This window comes from Pseudomonas sp. Y3 TE3536 (genome assembly GCF_053629175.1).
This window is the reverse complement of sequence record NZ_JBRJHU010000001.1, coordinates 819257-834150: the sequence shown is the minus strand read 5'-3', so window position 1 is coordinate 834150 and position 14894 is coordinate 819257. Positions and strand designations below refer to the sequence as shown.

Annotated in this window: 12 protein-coding genes; 3 read left to right on the top strand and 9 right to left on the bottom strand. The window is 62.5% G+C overall.

What is annotated here, in order from left to right:
- The first annotated feature begins 23 nt into the window (after window positions 1–23).
- Both AB7M33_RS03735 and AB7M33_RS03730 read left to right on the top strand, forming a co-directional pair.
- A complete protein-coding gene (locus tag AB7M33_RS03735) occupies window positions 24–836 on the top strand; it encodes an alpha/beta fold hydrolase (RefSeq protein WP_186675678.1) in 813 nt (270 codons plus the stop codon).
- Window positions 829–1998: an MFS transporter gene (locus AB7M33_RS03730; RefSeq protein WP_085272673.1), complete on the top strand. Its 1170-nt coding sequence runs from the start codon at window positions 829–831 to the stop codon at window positions 1996–1998. The genes AB7M33_RS03735 and AB7M33_RS03730 overlap by 8 nt, the downstream gene beginning before the upstream one ends.
- Here the strand turns inward: AB7M33_RS03730 and AB7M33_RS03725 are convergent.
- The 6 genes from AB7M33_RS03725 to arcD (AB7M33_RS03700) all read right to left on the bottom strand — a co-directional run bounded on the left by AB7M33_RS03725 (window position 1993) and on the right by arcD (AB7M33_RS03700) (window position 9004).
- Window positions 1993–3501, bottom strand: coding sequence for a sigma-54-dependent transcriptional regulator (locus AB7M33_RS03725; RefSeq protein ID WP_027595647.1), 1509 nt, complete (start codon window positions 3499–3501; stop codon window positions 1993–1995). The genes AB7M33_RS03730 and AB7M33_RS03725 overlap by 6 nt on opposite strands.
- A gap of 169 nt (window positions 3502–3670) precedes the next feature.
- Complete coding sequence (locus AB7M33_RS03720; protein ID WP_265969929.1) at window positions 3671–4039, bottom strand: DUF5064 family protein; 369 nt, start codon at window positions 4037–4039, stop codon at window positions 3671–3673.
- Between the two features lie 56 nt (window positions 4040–4095).
- On the bottom strand, window positions 4096–5025 hold the full coding sequence (gene arcC / locus AB7M33_RS03715) for a carbamate kinase (protein ID WP_085272675.1): 930 nt from the start codon (window positions 5023–5025) through the stop codon (window positions 4096–4098).
- A gap of 176 nt (window positions 5026–5201) precedes the next feature.
- Entirely contained in the window at window positions 5202–6212 is a 1011-nt protein-coding gene (locus tag AB7M33_RS03710; protein WP_027595650.1) for an ornithine carbamoyltransferase, read from the bottom strand.
- A gap of 69 nt (window positions 6213–6281) precedes the next feature.
- Window positions 6282–7544, bottom strand: coding sequence for an arginine deiminase (gene arcA, locus AB7M33_RS03705; protein ID WP_019471749.1), 1263 nt, complete (start codon window positions 7542–7544; stop codon window positions 6282–6284).
- A gap of 32 nt (window positions 7545–7576) precedes the next feature.
- Entirely contained in the window at window positions 7577–9004 is a 1428-nt protein-coding gene (gene arcD / locus AB7M33_RS03700; RefSeq protein WP_027595652.1) for an arginine-ornithine antiporter, read from the bottom strand.
- Window positions 9005–9436: 432 nt separating this feature from the next.
- Here arcD (AB7M33_RS03700) and arcD (AB7M33_RS03695) point away from each other — a divergent pair, with 432 nt between their 5' ends.
- The gene (arcD, locus tag AB7M33_RS03695; RefSeq protein ID WP_099428416.1) at window positions 9437–10864 is read left to right on the top strand and encodes an arginine-ornithine antiporter; all 1428 of its coding nucleotides are present in this window, start codon (window positions 9437–9439) and stop codon (window positions 10862–10864) included.
- Here arcD (AB7M33_RS03695) and AB7M33_RS03690 read toward each other — a convergent pair.
- From AB7M33_RS03690 to AB7M33_RS03680, 3 genes are all read right to left on the bottom strand, one after another.
- Entirely contained in the window at window positions 10844–11257 is a 414-nt protein-coding gene (locus tag AB7M33_RS03690) for a YbaN family protein (RefSeq protein ID WP_027595654.1), read from the bottom strand. The genes arcD (AB7M33_RS03695) and AB7M33_RS03690 overlap by 21 nt on opposite strands.
- 54 nt (window positions 11258–11311) lie before the next feature.
- On the bottom strand, window positions 11312–11905 hold the full coding sequence (locus AB7M33_RS03685) for a biliverdin-producing heme oxygenase (RefSeq protein ID WP_027595655.1): 594 nt from the start codon (window positions 11903–11905) through the stop codon (window positions 11312–11314).
- Between the two features lie 293 nt (window positions 11906–12198).
- A complete protein-coding gene (locus AB7M33_RS03680) occupies window positions 12199–14787 on the bottom strand; it encodes a TonB-dependent receptor (protein WP_265969932.1) in 2589 nt (862 codons plus the stop codon).
- Window positions 14788–14894 lie beyond the last annotated feature (107 nt).

Below are 14894 nucleotides of genomic sequence, written 5' to 3'. Positions count from 1 at the left end.
AAGCTCAAGGATCAGGAGGCAGCATGGCTTTTTTCATACATGGACAGCATCGTCACTATTATCATGACACCGGCTCCGGTAGCCCTGTACTCCTGCTGCACGGGTTGGGCAACAGCGGCAGGGCGTGGATGCCGCAGCTCAGCGCGCTGCTCGGCCTCGGGCACCGTGTCATCGTACCCGACCTGCTAGGGCACGGTGCATCCAGTGATGCACCCGAAGGCATCACCGCGCACGCCCAAGCCTTGGAGATGCTGGCGCTGCTGGACCACCTTGGGCTCGACAGCATCCAGCTCATCGGCTTGTCCCTGGGGGGCATGGTGGCCCTTGAGATGGCCTGCCATGCACCTCACGCTGTAGAGAAACTGATCGTTGCCGGCACCTTCGCCAGCATGAGCACGGCGCATCGCCGAGGGCTGCTCAGCGAGTGGGCGGCCGCCTTGGGCAAGCAGGATGGTTGCCTCAAGCGCTTCAAATCGAGCTGGCCTGCATTGGTGGGTGCGGACTTCGCCGCCTCGCCCGATGGTCAGCGGCTTTACCAGGCGTGGCACGCCCAGGCGGCGCAGTTACGGGCGCACAACCAGGTCCGCTGGTGCGAGGGCATGAAGCAGTACGACCTGACTGGCGATTTGCAACGCATTCAGGCTGCCACACTGGTGCTCGCCGCAGAGTTTGACCCGATCAGCCCCAGCGCCGAGGCCGAAACCATCTGCAGCAACATCGGTCACGCTCGCCTGGCCACCCTCGCTGGCGAGGGGCACGTATTCAACGTACCGCTGGCACAGGCATTCAACCAGGTAACCGGTGCGTTTCTGCAGGAGCCCCTCCATCATGTCTGATACCCCCAACAAAGCCTGCGTCGGGTTGCTGGCGATATTGATCGGCTTGAACTTGCGGCCGGTCATGGCTGCCATCGGCCCGCTGCTGCAGTTGCTGCAGCACGACCTGGGGCTGAGCAATACCCAAGCCGGCCTGCTGACAACCTTGCCGGTGATGATGATGGGCCTGTTCGCGTTGTCCGGCCCCTGGCTGCTGCGTCTGGTCGGTGAGACCACGGGCGTGGCGACAGGCATCGTGCTGATTGCGCTGAGCTGCGCTGCACGCGCCTACGTCAGCACTGCCGAAGCGCTCATCGCCACGGCGGCACTGGGCGGTATCGGCATTGCGATCATTCAGGCGCTGATGCCAGCGTTCCTCAAAGGCAGCCATCCGCAAAGTGCCGGCATGCTGATGGGGTTGTTCACCACCGGCATCATGGCGGGCGCCGCGTTGGCCGCCGCCACGGCAGCACCCGGCGCGAGCCTGTTCGGCTGGCAACTGTCGTTGGGCTACGCTGCCGTCCCGGCATTGGTCGCCCTGATCGTCTGGCTGTTGCTAGCGCGTGGTACCCCTGGCGGACAGGTGGCGGCCACATTGCCCTACCGCAGCGCGCGGGCCTGGCTGCTGTTGCTGTTCTTCGGCATTGGCACAGGTGCCTACACCTTGGTGCTGGCCTGGTTGCCGCCGTTCTACATCGAGTTGGGGTGGACAGCGGCCGAGGCGGGTTACCTGTTGGGGGCACTGACCGTTACCGAAGTGCTCGCCGGGTTGCTCGTGTCATCCTTGATCCAGCGCTTTCCTGACCGCAGGCACCCTTTGGTGTTGGTCATTCTGTTGTTGATAGCAGGGTTGGCGTGCCTGATGGTCGCGCCGGTAGCGTTGGCGGCCGTGGCGACGGTATGCCTGGGCCTGGGCATTGGGGCGCTTTTCCCTCTCTCGTTGATCGTTGCCATGGACCACGCGGATTCACCGTCCAAGGCCGGTGCGCTGTTGGCGTTCGTGCAAGGTGGTGGGTACCTGATCGCCGCCAGCATGCCACTGCTCGCCGGTATCGTGCGTGACCAGCTCAGCTCATTGCACTGGGCTTGGGCGGTGATGATGATCGGTGCCTTCGTGCTGTTGGGGTTGAGCACCCTGTTGCGTCCGGTCAATAACCTTCGGGCTGTTCAACAGGCCTCATGACTTTCCGGGTATACCGTACTTGCGCAGCCGCTGCGCAATGGCGGTATGCGACGTTTGCAGCCTGCCGGCCAATTGCCGTGTTGAGGGGTAACTTGCATATAAGCGCTGCAAGAGTTCCCGCTCGAAGTCGCCCACAGCCTGCTCCAGGCTCGCCACTTCGCCGTCCTGGCCGCGGGCCACCGAAGTGCCGGCGATGTCCAGGTCGCCAATGTCCACCAGGTTGCCTTCGCAGATGGCCGCAGCGCGGAAAATCACGTTCTGCAACTGCCGCACGTTGCCTGGCCATGGGTTGGCAAGCAGCGCCGAGTGGGTGGCTGGCGTAAGCCGGCAGGGTGGGCGCTGGATCTGCGTGCAGGCCTGCTGCATGAAGAAGTGCGCCAGCATCAGGATGTCCTGGCCACGGTCGCGCAGCGGTGGCACCTGCAGGTTAAGCACGTTGAGGCGGTAGAACAGGTCTTCACGGAAGGTGCCTTCGGCCACCATGCGCTCCAGGTCGCGGTGGGTGGCGCTGATGATGCGTACATCCACCTTCACCTCACGGTCGCCACCCACGCGACGGAAGCTGCCGTCGCTGAGAAAACGCAGCAGCTTGGCCTGCAGGTAGGGCGACATTTCGCCGATCTCGTCGAGAAACACCGTGCCTTGGTTGGCCAGTTCCATCAGCCCCGGTTTGCCACCGCGTTGCGCACCGGTAAAGGCGCCTGGGGCATAGCCGAACAGCTCGCTCTCGGCCAGGCTCTCGGGCAGCGCGGCGCAGTTCAGGGCAAGAAACGGCGCGGCATGGCGGCTGCTGATGGCATGGCAGGCGCGGGCCACGAGCTCTTTGCCAGTGCCGGTCTCGCCATGTACCAGCAAGGGTGCGTCGAGGGCCGCCACGCGCAGGGCGCGGGCTTTGAGGGTACGGATGGCCGGTGACTCACCGAGCAAGGCATCGAAGCCTTCGGCGTGGTCATGGTGCAAGGCCGACAGGCGCTCGCCCATGCGCGTCGGCGGGTACAGGGTCAGCAGGCCGCCGGCGTTGGTGATGGGGGTGGCGTCGAGCAGCAGGCTCTGGCCATTGAGCTGCATCTCGCGCATTGGCAGGTGGAAGTTGTTGTCTTGCAGGGCCTGAAGCAGGCCGTTGTCGCCGAACAGTTCACCCACCGAGCGCCCGGCCGACTCGCGCCCGCACAGGGCAATCAACGCCGGGTTGGCCAGCAGCACCAGGCCTGCGCTGTCCACCGCCAGCACCGGGTCGCTCATGGCCGCGAGCAGGGCGTCGAGCTGCAGGTGGCGGCGTTGGCCCGGGAGGATGTCGACCACATCCACCGACTGCACGCCCTGCACTTCGAACAAGGCGTCGTGCAACTCTTCGAGCACGGCGGGGCTGAGGGTCGGGGCGTCGATGTAGACGTTCGGCGGGACCATCTCCACGGCGTCCAGATTGAGGTTGCGGGCACCGAGCAGGGCGAGGACTTCCTGGGTGATGCCGACGCGGTCGATGAAGCTGACGTGGATGCGCATGGGGAGGGTTGCGGTGATGGCCGGGGAGGGCGCTAGTATGCCTTAACATTGCCGGGGCTGCTTTGCGGCCCATTCGCGACGCAAGGCCGCTCCTACAAAGGTAGCGCGTGTTCTGTAGGAGCGGCCTTGCGTCGCGAAAGGGCTGCAAAGCAGCCCCAAAATTCTGAAATCACTCCAGATGTTCAGGCTTGATCGCGTCGCCCGACTTCACGTCCAGCTTTTCGCGAATGTCCGCGAACATGTAATCGTAGAGTTTGTGCGGTGAACTGAGGTTCTCGAACTTCTTCGGCGGGGCCAGGTAAGACTGAGCCTTGCGGGTCAGCAGCATGAGGAAGCTGGGCAGCACCTGGTCCTTGGGCAGGAAGAACTTCTCCTCCACCGTCTTGCCTTCGATGCTGCCATGCATGCGGAACTGAATGCCTCTGCCTTCCTTGGGGTCCGTCGCGGCCTCGTATTCGATGTTCAGGTCATAGCTGTGGTCATTGGTGTTCAGCGCGCTGCGCTCGATGTGTACATGACCAGGGTGGTACTGGGCCATGGCAAGCTCCTTTGGAAGGTCGAAAATGGCGGGCGCCAGACGCCCGCCCACTGCATTCAACGGTAGCTGATCCCAGGCTTGGCTGTGGAAACCCGGGTGCCGGCGGTGCCTTTGACGATGTCTTCGATGTTCTCCAGCGAGCTGATCACCGCCACTTTGCCGGTGTTGCGGGCAAAGTCACTGGCCGCCTGCACCTTCGGCCCCATGGAGCCAGCGGCGAAGCCCAGGCGTTCGAGTTCGTCGGGGTGGGCCTGGGCAATGGCTTTTTGCGTAGGCTTGCCCCAGTCAATGTAGGCCGCATCGACGTCGGTGGCGATTATCAGAAGGTCGGCTTCCAATTGCTCGGCCAGCAGTGCCGAGCACAGGTCCTTGTCGATGACCGCTTCGATACCTTTGAGCTTGCGGTTTTCGTCGTACATGGTGGGGATGCCACCGCCACCGGCGCAGATCACGATGCTGCTTTTTTCCAGCAGCCACTTGATCGGGCGGATCTCGAAGATGCGCTTGGGTTTGGGGCTGGCCACCACACGGCGGTACTTGTCGCCGTCGGCCTTGACCACCCAGCCTTTTTCCTTGGCCAGGCGTTCGGCTTCTTCCTTGCTATAGACCGGGCCGATGAATTTGGTCGGGTCTTTGAAGGCCGGGTCGTTGGCGTCCACTTCGACCTGGGTGAGCAGGGTGGCGAACGGCACTTCGAACGCCAGCAGGTTGCCCAGCTCTTGTTCGATCATGTAGCCGATCATGCCTTCGGTTTCGGCGCCGAGCACGTCCAGCGGGTAGGCTTCGTCCGGCTTGTAGGACAGCGCCTGCAGCGACAGCAAGCCCACCTGTGGGCCGTTGCCGTGGGCGATGACCAGTTCGTTGCCGGGGTGAATCTTGGCGATCTGCTCGGTGGCGGTGCGGATATTGGCGCGCTGGTTGTCAGCGGTCATGGGCTCGCCGCGACGCAGCAGGGCGTTGCCGCCCAATGCAACAACGATACGCATGGGGAATGTCCTTTATCGGAAAAGTGGGTGCTGCTCCCAAGACGGGCACCGACCCTGTGGGAGCGGGTTTACCCGCGAATGCGTCGGCAAGGCCAGTGATGTCTTCTGGGCTGACGCTTTCGCGGGTAAACCCGCTCCCACAGGGTTCAGGGTTGTTCCTCCCGTCGAGTCAGCCCTTACAGGTCAGCCAGGGTCGACACCAGGATCGCCTTGATCGTGTGCATGCGGTTTTCCGCCTGCTCGAAGGCGATGCAGGCCGGCGACTCGAACACGTCATCGGTCACTTCGATACCGTTGGCCAGGTCTGGGTACTGTTCGGCGATCTGCTTGCCCACCTTGGTGTCCGAGTTGTGGAAGGCCGGCAGGCAGTGCATGAACTTGGTCCGTGGGTTGCCGGTGGCCTTCATCAGCTCGGCATTCACCTGGTACGGCTTGAGCTGCTTGATGCGCTCGCCCCAGGCTTCGATTGGCTCGCCCATCGATACCCAGACGTCGGTGTGCACGAAGTCCACGCCCTTGACCGCCGCTTTCGGGTCTTCGGTGAGGGTGATGCGTGCGCCGCTTTCTTCCGCGTATTTCTTGCAGCGATCGACCAGGTCGTCGTGTGGCCACAGCGCCTTGGGCGCGGCGATGCGTACGTCCATGCCGAGCTTGGCGCCGATCAGCAGCAGCGAGTTGCCCATGTTGTTGCGGGCATCGCCCAGGTAGGCGTAGCTGATGTCGTGCAGCGGCTTGTCGCTGTGCTCACGCATGGTCAGTACGTCGGCAATCATCTGGGTCGGGTGGTATTCATCGGTGAGGCCGTTGAACACGGGCACGCCAGCGAACTTGGCCAGTTCTTCGACGATCTCCTGCTTGAAGCCGCGGTACTCGATGGCATCGTACATGCGCCCGAGCACGCGGGCGGTGTCCTTCATGCTTTCTTTGTGGCCGATTTGCGAGGAGTTGGGGTCGATGTAGGTGACGTTGGCGCCCTGGTCATAGGCGGCGACTTCGAAGGCGCAGCGGGTGCGGGTCGAGGTCTTCTCGAAGATCAGGGCGATGTTGTTGCCCTTCAGGTGCTGCTGCTCGGTACCGGTGTACTTGGCGCGCTTGAGGTCGCGGGACAGGTCCAGCAGGTAGCGCAGCTCGCGCGTGGTGTGATGTTCGAGGCTGAGCAGGTTGCGGTTGTGAATATTGAACGCCATGACAGTTTCTCCTTGAGTTTGGCAAACATCCCGGCCGCCGCTTCGTGGGCGCGGCCGGGCGTATGGTCGTTAGTAGTCGATTGGGTCGCGCACGATTGGGCAGGTCATGCAGTGGCCGCCGCCACGGCCCCGGCCCAGTTCGCCGGCGCTGATGGTGATGACCTCGATACCGGCCTTGCGCAGCAGGGTGTTGGTGTAGGTGTTGCGGTCGTAGCCGATGACCACGCCCGGCTCGATGGCCACCACGTTGTTGCCGTCATCCCACTGTTCGCGCTCGGCGGCAAAGCTGTTGCCGCCGGTTTCGACCACGCGCAGCTTGTCTTTCTTACCCAGCAATTGCTCGGATACCACCTCGAGGAACGAGGCATCCTGCGGCGCGATGTTCATGCCATAGGGCTTGCTGGAGTCCGGGGTGATGATGAAGGGTTTGATCTCCTTCACCACCTCGGGGAATACCGTTACCAGGTCGCGGTCGCAGAAGCTGAACACGGTGTCCAGGTGCATCGCTGCGCGGGACTTCGGCAGGCCAGCGACGATGACTTTTTCGGCAGCGCCTTTCTCGAACAGGTTCTGAGCCAGTTGGCCGATGGCATGGCGCGAGGTGCGCTCACCCATGCCGATCAGCACGATACCCTTGCCGACTGGCATCACGTCGCCGCCCTCGAGGGTGGCATTGCCGTGATCCTTGTCCGGGTCGCCATACCAGACCTGGAAGTCAGCACCGGTGAACTCCTTGTGGAACTTGTAAATGGCGGTGGTCAGCAGCGTTTCCTGGCGCCGCGCAGGCCAGTACATCGGGTTGAGCGTTACACCACCGTAGATCCAGCAGGTGGTGTCACGGGTGAATTGGGTGTTGGGCAGCGGCGGCAGAATGAAGCTGGAGTGACCCAGGTACTTGTTGTACATCTTGATCACTTCGGCGCCTTCGCTTACTGGAAGGTCCTGGCCGGCCACGCCGCCAATCAGGAACTCCGCCAGATGGCGTGGTTCCAGCCCTTCGAGCCAGCTACGCACCTCGTTGGTCAGGCCGACACCCACGGTGTCAGAGGTAATCTTGCGGTCCAGGATCCACTTGAGGGCTTCCGGTTGCTGCACGATGTCGGTCAGCAGGTTGTGCATTTCCAGCACATCGACGCCGCGCTCGCGCATCTTGGTGACGAAGTCGAAATGGTCGCGCTTGGCCTGGTCGACCCAGATCACATCGTCGAACAGCAGTTCATCGCAGTTGCTCGGGGTCAGGCGCTTGTGGGCCAGCCCAGGGGAGCAGACCATCACTTTGCGCAGTTTGCCGGCTTCGGAGTGGACACCGTACTTCTGTTTTTCAGCGGACATTGTTCATTCCTCCATGTGTGCGAAGACGTGGGTCAAAGGGTCAGGAAGCCGTCGTACAGGCCATAGGCAGCCACCAGGGCGCCGACGACCACGGCCGCGAAGATCAGTTTTTCCACGTTGGTAAAGATGGGTTGGCCAACCTCGCGCTTGGCCTTGGCGAACAGGATGGCCCCAGGGGCGTACAGCAGGGCCGAGAGCAGCAGGTACTTCACGCCGCCGGCGTACAGCAGCCAGATGGCGTACAGCAAGGCGACGGCGCCGATGAACAGGTCCTTCTTGCGTTCGGCCAGGGCTTGCTCGTAGGTTTCGCTGCGCAGTGCCAGCAGGAAGGCATACGCCGCCGACCACAGGTAAGGCACCAGGATCATCGAGGTGGCGAGGTAGATCAGCGACAGGTAGGTACTGCTGGAGAACAGCGTGATGACCAGGAAGATCTGCACCATGGCGTTGGTCAGCCACAGGGCGTTGGCCGGTACCTGGTTGGCGTTTTCGCGGCGCAGGAACTCCGGCATGGTGTGGTCTTTGGCGGCCGCGAACATGATCTCGGCGCACAGCAGCACCCACGACAGCAGCGCCCCCAGCAGCGAGATGATCAGGCCGACGCTGATCAGCACCGCCCCCCAGTGGCCGACCACATGTTCGAGCACGGCGGCCATCGACGGGTTCTGCAGCTTGGCCAGTTCTGGTTGGGTCATGATGCCCAGCGACAGCACGTTGACCAGCACCAGGAACAACAGCACGGTGACAAAGCCGATGACGGTGGCCTTGCCCACGTCAGCGCGTTTTTCCGCCCGTGACGAGAAGATGCTCGCGCCCTCGATGCCGATGAACACCCAGACGGTGACCAGCATCATGTTGCGCACCTGGTTCATCACGCTGCCCAGCTCCGGAGTGCCCAGGCCCCAGATATCGGCGGTGAACACATCGAGTTTGAAGGCGAACAGGCAGATGAGGGCGAACAGCACCAGCGGCACGATCTTGGCGACCGTGGTGACCAGGTTGATGAACGCCGCTTCCTTGATCCCCCGCAGCACCAGGAAGTGCACGGCCCACAGCAGGATCGAGGCGCCAATGATCGCGGCGGGGGTGTTGCCCTCACCGAAGATCGGGAAGAAGTAACCGAGGGTGCTGAACAGCAGCACGAAGTAACCGACGTTGCCGAGCCAGGCACTGATCCAGTAACCCCAGGCCGACGAGAAGCCCATGTAGTCACCGAAACCGGCTTTGGCGTAGGCGTACACACCGCCGTCCAGGTCAGGTTTGCGGTTGGCCAGGGTCTGGAACACGAACGCCAGGGTCAGCATGCCGACCGCAGTGATTGCCCAGCCGATCAGCACCGCACCAACGCCTGCGCTGGCCGCCATGTTTTGTGGCAACGAGAAGATCCCGCCGCCAATCATTGAACCCACTACCAGTGCAACTAACGCACCGAGTTTTAGTTTTCCGGATGAATCAGACATTTAACAACTCCTGCCAGGAGAAAGTTGACGACAGAGTAAATCCGACGCCTGCGCCATTCGCTGACTTGGGTCAGTTCATGGGCACGTAAAGTAGGAAAAATCCTTTACGTGGCTCCTGGAGAGTGCCGACAGCTTTGCTGCAGGCCTTGCACGCTGGCACCTCCATGTCCTTCTAGAGCAAACGCTCTGTTCGGCCTGCGATGCTTGAAGCTAGCTGTTTTTGAGGCTTTCGCAAATTTTTCACAAGAATTTCGAGTTTTAACAGTTTCTTCCCTAGTTGCTGGGTAGCTGCTAGTTTTTACTGAGGTATCGCATAGACAAAGCAGTTATGACTGCTATAGCTTTTATGGCCTTATTTAATATAAATCATGCCTTTTATATGGCCGCCACGGCTGTTGCAAACGCATGACAGCGGGTGAAAAAGGGAGGCACATGAGCGAACCGGGACAGAAACTGCGCTTGGGCGCGTTGATCGCACTGGTGGTTGGCTCGATGATCGGTGGCGGGATTTTCTCGCTGCCGCAGAACATGGCGGCGCGTGCCGATGTGGGGGCGGTGCTGATCGGCTGGGGCATCACCGCGGTTGGCATGCTGGCCCTGGCATTCGTGTTCCAGACACTGGCCAACCGCAAGCCCGAACTCGACTCAGGTGTGTATGCCTACGCCAAGGCCGGCTTTGGCGACTACATGGGCTTCTCGTCGGCCTGGGGTTACTGGATCAGCGCCTGGCTCGGCAACGTCGGCTATTTCGTGCTGCTGTTCAGTACGCTGGGGTTTTATTTTCCGGTGTTTGGCGAGGGCAACACGCCCATCGCCATCGGCTGCGCTTCGCTGCTGCTGTGGGCGGTGCACTTTCTGGTGTTGCGCGGGATCAAGGAGGCGGCGTTCATCAACCAGGTGACCACCGTGGCCAAGGTGGTGCCGTTGCTGATTTTCATCGTTATCGCGGCCTTTGCGTTCCGGGCCGACATCTTCACCCGTGATATCTGGGGCTTGAGCAACCCGCAGTTCGGCAATGTGCTGGACCAGGTGCGCAACATGATGCTGGTGACCGTGTTCGTGTTCATCGGTATCGAAGGCGCCAGCGTGTATTCCGGGCGTGCGCAGCGCCGCTCGGACGTGGGCAAGGCCACGGTGATCGGTTTTCTGGGGGTGCTGGCGCTGCTGGTGCTGGTCAACGTGCTGTCGCTGGGGGTGATGACCCAACCGGAACTGGCCGGGTTGCAGAACCCGTCGTTGGCCTCGGTGCTGGAGCACATCGTCGGCCCGTGGGGCGCGTTGCTGATCAGTATCGGCCTGGCCATTTCGCTGCTCGGCGCGTTGCTTTCCTGGGCGTTGCTGTGTGCGGAAATCCTGTTTGCCACCGCGCGTGACAAGACCATGCCGCGCTTTCTGGCCAAGGAAAACGCCAACCATGTACCGGCCAACGCCCTGTGGCTGACCAACTGCATGATCCAAGGGTTTCTACTGATTACGCTGTTTTCGGCTGGGACCTACACCAGCCTGATCTACCTGGCGTCGTCGATGATCCTGGTGCCTTACCTGTGGTCAGCGGCGTATGCGGTGTTGTTGGCGGTGCGTGCAGACACCTACGCCGGGCAAGCGGCGTTGCGGCGCAAAGACCTGCTGGTGGCGTCGGTTGCCTTGCTGTATGCGGTGTGGCTGCTGTATGCCGGTGGGCTCAAGTACCTGCTGCTGTCGGCACTGTTGTATGCCCCCGGGGTGATTCTGTTCGCCAGGGCCAAGCACGAGCAGGGGCAGACCCTGTTCACGACGTGGGAGAAGCTCATTTTTGCCGCGGTGCTGGCGGGCGCTGCGCTGGCCGCGTATGCCCTGTATTCAGGGTTGCTGAGCTTGTGACCCGGCAGGGCAGGCCTGTTCTGGGCGTGACCAGATCCACAGGTTGCCCAGGGTCATGCCGCCAATCGCCAGAAACACGGGCCAGTGATGGTCTAAGAAGGTCAGCATCAGCCCCGCGCACAGCAGCATGCTGAGGGTTGCACTGACCTTGGCCCGGCGCTGGATCACCTTGCCATTGCGCCAGTTGAACAGAATTGGCCCGAACAACCGGTGGTTCTCCAGCCAGGCAGAAAGGCGCGGTGAACTGCGGGTGGCGGCCCAGGCGGCCAGCAAGATGAACTCGGTGGTCGGCAGGCCAGGAATGACGATCGCGACCAGGCCTATCCCCAAGCTGACGTAAGCCAGGATTCCATACAGCAGGCGGGCGATTTTCGAGCGGGCAGGTCGGGTCATGGTCTCACTGCAAAAAACGGTTCGGCCACCGGTGGGGTGGCCGGGCATAGCGTGTCAGACCAGCGCGGCATCCGCGGCATAGGCGTGTTTGAGCAGCTCGGTGAAGCGCTCGAAGGCTGCGACTGCGCCGCGTTCGGCGGCGGCCTCTTCGTCGGCCGACAGCGCCAGGCCATCGAGGATACGGGTGAACTGTTTCCAGCCTTCGGCACGGCCGCCGGCCGGTTCGCCCAGGTGGCGAGCGCCAAAGCTGTCGGACAGCTCCAGGGCCACGGCCCGCTTGATCAGAAACGCAGCGCCCAGTTTGGAGCCTTCGGAGACGAAGATCCAGCCCATGGCTTCGCCCAGGCTCGGATTTTGTACCGCGCCGGGCACTGGGCCAGGCACTTCGGTGTCGAGGTCGGCGAGGTCCAGGCGGGCCTGCTCGGCGCGGCAGCGCTCGGCCAGATCGGGGACGATGGCGATCAGTTGCGGGTCGGTGTACAAGGCCTTGAGTTCGGACTGGAACAGGTACTGGGCGACCACGAAGCGGGCGAAGCTTTCACGGCTGTCGAAGGGCGCGTGGGACTTGACCAGGGCATCCAGCTCGGCGTGCGGGGCGTGGGTGATCTGGTTGAGGCGCTGGGAGCGCAGGGCTGGGCGTTCGGTCATGGGGGCAGTCCTTGGAAAAAGGGGGCGTCTAGAGACAAGACGAAATAGCGGGGGCGGGACAGTAAAAAAACTGGGGTTTTCGGGTGTGGGCCTTGAGAGTTGTAGCGCCTTTGGGATCGAGCGCCGCTCGCGCGGCGTTTCGCAGCACAAGGCTGCTCCTACACCTGTTTGCGCGCGCCCTTACCTCAGGAGTAATTGGCCCGAAAAAATGTAGGAGCAGCCTTGTGCTGCGAAACGCCGCGCAAGCGGCGCTCGATCTCAAGCACTGCAACAATCAAGGCCTACCCAAGCGATCAGATATCCCACACCACATTGATGCCAAAGTTACGCCCCGGCATGGTCAGGCGGTCCATGTTGGCCGGCTGGGTCACAGCCGCTTCACCCTGGCCGTCGTAGCTGCGCACCGAATCCCACTGCCAGTACTTCTTGTCGGCAAGGTTGTACAGGCCGGCGTTGATGGTGACGTCGTCGGTCACCTTGTAGAAGCCGGTCAGGTCCAGCACGCCATAGCCCGGGGTGCGGAACTTGCTGCTCGAACCGTCGGGCGCGTAGAAGTGGGTGTCGTCCACGCGGGTCTTGCGCTTGACCAGCGTCCAGCTCAACAGGCCGCCGTAGTTCTGCTGCTCGTAACCCAGGCCGAACACGCCCTTCAGCGGGTTGACGGTGTTCAATGGCTGGCCGGTGTCATCGTTGCGGCCGTAGGTGTAGGCAATCGAGCCCTGGGTGTACAGGCCTTGCGGCGCACCGAAGTGATCCAGGTTCAGGCGGCCCTTGACCTCGGCGCCCTTGATGGTGGCGTGCTTGATGTTGTTGGCCTGGAAGGTTTGCTCCAGGTTGGCGCTTTGCACGGCGTCTTCGTCGATGAAGTCGCGGTACTTGTTGTAGTACACCGCCACATCGAAGTTGCCGGCGTCGAAGTTGCCGCGCAGGCCGGTTTCGTAGCTTTTGCTCTTCTCAGGCTCAAGCCCCGGGTTGCCCTCTACGCGATAGCCTTGCTCCAGGTTCTGGAAGCGGCCGTACATGGACTTGGCGGTCGGGGTGCGGAAGCCTTCGGCGTACTGGCCGTACCAGGTGTAGTTGTCGTTGAAGGCGTAGGTCAGGCCGAATTTGGGCGAGACGCGGTGCCACTTCTTGTCCGAGTCGTCCTGGGAGGTAGGCGCCGTGCCGGTAGACTCCAGGCCACGCAGGAAGGCGTCGGTGAACTTGGGCTCCATGTGCGTGTAGTCGTAGCGGGCGCCGGGCAGGAAGGTCCAGTTGTTCCAGCGGATCTCGTCCTGGACGAACAGGCTGTAGGTGTTCACGGTCGGGTCCGGGAAGTCGCTGACCAGGGCCTGGCCGTCTGCCGGGCGGTCTGCACCGGCGGCGGAGCAACCCACGCCAACGGCCAGGCAGGTGCCGGTGCCGCTGCGCGAGCCGGTAACCTTTTCATGCTTGAGGGTGGTGCCGTAGGTCAGCAGGTGGTCAGTAGCGCCAATGCTGAAGGCCTTGTCCAGCTGGGCATCGAACACCCACTGGCGGTCTTTGTAGGTGGTGTCCCGGGTACGCAGCACCTGGCGGGTGATAGGCGCGTAGACTTCCTCAGTGTGCTGGTCAGTCTTGGCGATCTGGTAGTTCAGGCTCCACTTCACGTGGTCGGCAACCAGCGAGTCCAGGCCAAACTCGTGGTTGATGCCGAAGCGCTCGCGGGTAATGGTGTCGTTGCCGTTACGCGCCTTGTAGAAGCCCATCGCGGTGGTACCACCGATGAACGGCCCACCCACCGCACTGAGAATATTCTGGTCGCGGTCATCCTTGTAACGCTCGTAGGTGAACCCCAGGCGTGCGTCGTCGGCGTAGTTCCAGCCCAGTTTGGCCAGCACGTTGGTGGTGCGCGCGTCCTGCGGGTTGGCTTCGGTGCGGGCCAGGCCGTCACCGCTGTGGCCACCGTACGATTCGGTCTCGTGGCCGTTGCGCTGGCTCAGGTGCAGCAAGCCATCGACGTCGCCCTGGCGGCCGGCAACGGTGGCGGAGGTCAGCCAGCTTTCGTCGGCCGAGCTGTAACCGGTCTTCAAGCGGGCGCCGACGTCCTTGCCGGGTTTGATGATGTCGTCTGGGTCGAGGGTGAAATAGCTCACCGCACCGCCGATGGCGTTGCTGCCGTACAGCACCGACGCCGGGCCGCGCAGGATCTCCACGCGCTTGACGATTTCGGGGTCGACATAGTTGCGCTGGGTCTGGGCGTAAGGGCCGTAGAAGAAGCTGTCGGGGATCGACACACCGTCGATCTGGGTGAGGATCCGCTCACCGTCGATGCCGCGGATGTTGTAACCGTTCAGGCCGCTGCGTTGGCCGGTACCCGCCACCGAAACCCCCGGCTCGTAACGCACCAGGTCCTGAATGTTGTTGACGTTCTGCCGGTCCAGTTGCTCGCGGGTCTGCACGCTGACGGTGCTCGGCACCTGGCTGACGTCCTGGGCGCTGCGGGTGGCGCTGACAGTCACCTGCTGCAGGGCGATGACATTGCCCGTGGTCTGGCGTTCGAGCACCACATTGCCGTTACTGATCTTGCGATAGCCTAGGCCCGTGCCCTTGAGCAGGCGCTTGAGCGCAGCTTCCGGTGGCAGTGCACCTTGCACCCCTGGCGAGGCCACGTTATCGGCCAACTCGGCACTGAAACCGACTTGCCAGCCGGTCACTTGGCTGAAGGCATTGATGGCCGAGACCAGCGGCTGCTGGCCGATGCTGAAGCGATAGTCGCCCATACGCGGGCTGCTGGCCTGGGCTGGTTCGGCGGCCAGGGCCGGCAGGCTGCAGGCGCCGCAGGCGAGCAGGGCCAGGCTCAGCAGGGACAATTGCCCTGTACGGCGGGAAAGTGTGGACGGGCGAGTTGGACCTGTGGACATCGAAAGCGCTCCCAGACGCGCGAACTGTTATAGGTGATGACCGTTCTTGTTTTCAAACAAGAATCAGTTGCATTGGCTATAACGAGACGGGCGGGGCAGCGCGATCG